Genomic DNA, 2539 nt, shown 5'->3' on the forward strand with positions numbered 1-2539 from the left:
CATCCGTAGTGCCTGGGTTTACTCAACAAGATCACGCAGGAGATTTGACGTGCACATTGGTGTTCCTCTCGAAACCCAGACCGGTGAAACACGGGTTGCCGCAACCCCGGAAACCATCAAGAAGCTGATCAGCCAGGGTCATAAGGTCACTGTACAAAGCGGCGCCGGCGTCAATGCCAGCGTTGTCGACAGTGCCTATGAAGCGGCCGGCGCAACCATTGGCAGCGCCAATGACGCGTTTGGCGCAGAGCTGATTTTGAAGGTGGTCGCGCCCAGCRACAGCGAGCTGGCGCTGATTAAAAGCGGCACCGTTGTGGTGGGGATGCTCAACCCGTTCAGCAACGAAACCATCGCCAAGCTGGCCGAGTGCGGCATTACCGCCTTTGCCCTGGAGGCGGCGCCGCGCACCTCCCGYGCSCAAAGCCTGGACGTGCTGTCCTCGCAAGCCAACATCGCCGGTTACAAGGCCGTGTTGCTGGCCGCGCACCACTAYCCGCGYTTCATGCCGATGCTGATGACCGCGGCGGGCACCGTGAAAGCGGCGCGCGTGCTGATCCTCGGTGCCGGCGTGGCCGGCTTGCAGGCCATCGCCACCGCCAAACGCCTGGGGGCGGTGATCGAAGCGTCCGACGTGCGTCCTGCGGTGAAAGAGCAGATCGAATCCCTCGGCGCCAAGTTCGTCGACGTGCCTTATGAGACCGACGAAGAACGYGAATGCGCCGTCGGTGTCGGCGGTTACGCCCGCCCGATGCCGGCCAGCTGGATGCAGCGCCAGGCYGCGGCCGTGCACGAACGCGCCAAGCAGGCGGACATCGTGATCACCACCGCGCTGATTCCCGGCCGCAAGGCACCGACGCTGCTGAGCGCGCAAACCGTGGCCCAGATGAAACCGGGTTCGGTGGTCATCGACCTCGCGGCCGCCCAGGGCGGTAACTGCCCGCTGACCGTGGCCGATCAGGTGGTCGTCGAACATGGCGTGACCATCGTGGGCCCGACCAACCTGGCCAGCGCCGTGGCGGCCGATGCTTCGGCGCTGTACGCCCGCAACCTGCTGGACTTCATGAAACTGTTGTTCGATAAAGAAGGACAACTGGTGATCAACCTGGAAGACGATATCGTCGCCGCGTGCCTGATGTGCCGCGACGGCCAGATCGTGCGCAAGAACGGCTGAGGATAAAAACAATGGAAGACATGCTGATCTCTCACGGTATCTACAACCTGATCATCTTCGTGCTGGCGATCTATGTCGGCTACCACGTGGTCTGGAACGTCACACCGGCCCTGCACACGCCACTGATGGCGGTGACCAACGCCATCTCGGCCATCGTGATCGTCGGCGCCATGCTCGCCGCCGCCCTCACCGTGACCCCGCTGGGCAAGACCATGGGCACCCTGGCCGTGGCCCTGGCCGCGGTCAACGTGTTTGGTGGCTTCCTGGTGACCCGGCGCATGCTGGAAATGTTCAAGAAGAAAGCGGCCAAAGCTCCGGCCGCCAAGGCCGCAGCAGTCAAGGCTGAGGTGCAACAAGCATGAGCATGAACCTGGTTACGTCCCTGTATCTGATCGCCTCGGTCTGCTTCATCCAGGCGCTCAAGGGYCTCTCGCACCCCACCACGTCGCGTCGCGGCAACCTGTTCGGCATGCTCGGCATGGGCCTGGCGATCCTCACCACGGTSGGCCTGATCTACAAGCTSGGCTCCGAGYTGGCGCAMGACGGKATCGTCTACGTGATCGTCGGCCTGCTGATCGGCGGCACCGCCGGTTCGATCATGGCCAAACGCGTKGAAATGACCAAGATGCCYGAACTGGTCGCCTTCATGCACAGCATGATCGGCCTGGCSGCGGTGTTCATCGCCGTRGCCGCCGTGGTCGAGCCGCAGTCGCTGGGCATCGTCAAGCAACTCGGTGACGCGATCCCGGCCGGTAACCGCCTGGAACTGTTCCTCGGTGCCGCCATCGGTGCAATCACCTTCTCYGGYTCGGTCATTGCCTTCGGCAAGCTGGCCGGCAAGTACAAGTTCCGCCTGTTCCAGGGTGCACCGGTCCAGTTCAGCGGCCAGCACAAGCTGAACCTGCTGCTGGGYCTGGCCACMCTGGGCCTGGGCGTGACCTTCATGCTCACCGGYGACTACACCGCCTTCGCCGTGATGCTGGCCCTGGCCTTCGTGCTCGGCGTGCTGATCATCATCCCGATCGGTGGCGCGGACATGCCGGTCGTGGTGTCGATGCTCAACAGCTACTCCGGCTGGGCAGCGGCGGGCATCGGCTTCTCGCTGAACAACTCGATGCTGATCATCGCCGGTTCGCTGGTAGGCTCCAGCGGTGCGATCCTCTCGTACATCATGTGCAAGGCGATGAACCGCTCCTTCTTTAATGTGCTGCTCGGTGGTTTCGGCAACACGGCGGAGGCGGCCGGCCCGGCGGGCTCGAAAGAAGCCCGGCCGGTGAAATCCGGTTCGGCCGACGACGCGACCTTCCTGCTGACCAACGCCGACACCGTGATCATCGTGCCGGGCTACGGCCTGGCGGTCGCGCGGGC

At 63.8% G+C, this 2539-nt stretch carries 3 protein-coding genes; all 3 read left to right on the forward strand.

Features of this window, described 5'->3' with window-relative positions:
• The first annotated feature begins 49 nt into the window (after nucleotides 1-49).
• Complete coding sequence (locus AC1DRN_RS29785) at nucleotides 50-1171, forward strand: Re/Si-specific NAD(P)(+) transhydrogenase subunit alpha (RefSeq protein ID WP_457265722.1); 1122 nt, start codon at nucleotides 50-52, stop codon at nucleotides 1169-1171.
• Nucleotides 1172-1182: 11 nt separating this feature from the next.
• The gene (locus AC1DRN_RS29790) at nucleotides 1183-1533 is read left to right on the forward strand and encodes an NAD(P) transhydrogenase subunit alpha part 2 (RefSeq protein WP_046042645.1); all 351 of its coding nucleotides are present in this window, start codon (nucleotides 1183-1185) and stop codon (nucleotides 1531-1533) included.
• A partial coding sequence (locus AC1DRN_RS29795) for an NAD(P)(+) transhydrogenase (Re/Si-specific) subunit beta (protein WP_477786914.1) occupies nucleotides 1530-2539 on the forward strand: 1010 nt, incomplete at its 3' end. The genes AC1DRN_RS29790 and AC1DRN_RS29795, both read left to right, overlap by 4 nt.

The sequence above is a fragment of the Pseudomonas sp. P5_B3 genome, assembly GCF_056400405.1.

What these genes read in the sequence shown, in the direction of transcription:
- AC1DRN_RS29790 (WP_046042645.1), top strand. Translation starts at nt 1,183, where the DNA reads ATGGAAGACATGCTGATCTCTCACGGTATCTACAACCTGATCATCTTC.